This window comes from Oleiphilus sp. HI0061 (assembly GCF_001635675.1).
This window is the reverse complement of the sequence record NZ_LWFE01000434.1, coordinates 1-870: the sequence shown is the minus strand read 5'-3', so window position 1 is coordinate 870 and position 870 is coordinate 1. Positions and strand designations below refer to the sequence as shown.

The window sequence follows — 870 nt, the reverse complement described above, 5'->3', positions numbered from 1 at the left end:
ACGCCCCCGACAAGTCTCCTTTGTCAATTCGCTCCTTCAACTCATTAGCCTGAGCCTTCAAAGTCTGCTCAAAACCGCTTAGAGGTTCGCTATTTATTAGCTTTGCGTCAGTCATGAATCGCTCAGCCTTAGGAATCGATACGTTCGAAGATTTTCTCAATCTTCTCTTTTAAAACAGCTGCGGTAAATGGCTTAACGACATAACCGTTCACACCTGCTTGCGCGGCAGCAACTATCTGATCTCGTTTAGCCTCAGCCGTTACCATTAGCACAGGAAGACTTTTGAGGTTATCGTCAGAACGAACATGCTGAAGCAACTCAATACCAGTCATCCCAGGCATATTCCAGTCAGTCACCAGAAAGTCATACTTACCTGTTTGAAGCATTGGTAAGGCAGTACTACCATCGTCAGCTTCATCAGTATTAGTAAACCCTAGGTCACGCAATAGGTTCTTAATAATTCGTCTCATTGTAGAAAAATCATCTACTACGAGAATTTTCATATCTTTATTCAAGTCGACCTCCACTCATGTCGATACCCGAAATTACATTTTAATACCTAAAAACAAGTCTAGTCGGTGTTCTTAGGCTAGCCAGTTTTTTTTGATATTTGTTTCACTTATCGGCACATTTCTTAACAACTATATAAAATCAAGCCAATTTATTAATTTTATTCGCTTTATTTTCCCCTTACATGGGGGACAAACTTTGAGAAAAGAGGTCTAAGCAAATAGTTCGATCAGGCTAAGACAAACTGCAATCAGGTACGCCAATCACTCATTCTAGCTTTCAAACGCATCGCTGCTTGAGAATGTATTTGACTTACTCGAGACTCACTAACAGAGAGCACCAAACCAATTTCTTTAAGAT

The 870-nt window shown here is 40.3% G+C and carries 2 protein-coding genes; both read right to left on the bottom strand.

Annotated elements, in window-relative coordinates; translation table 11 throughout:
- Positions 1 to 128: 128 nt before the first annotated feature.
- The gene (gene cheY, locus A3735_RS05785) at positions 129 to 515 is read right to left on the bottom strand and encodes a chemotaxis response regulator CheY (RefSeq protein WP_068511934.1); all 387 of its coding nucleotides are present in this window, start codon (positions 513 to 515) and stop codon (positions 129 to 131) included.
- 245 nt (positions 516 to 760) lie between these two features.
- A partial coding sequence (locus tag A3735_RS28725; protein ID WP_304439966.1) for a sigma factor-like helix-turn-helix DNA-binding protein occupies positions 761 to 870 on the bottom strand: 110 nt, incomplete at its 5' end.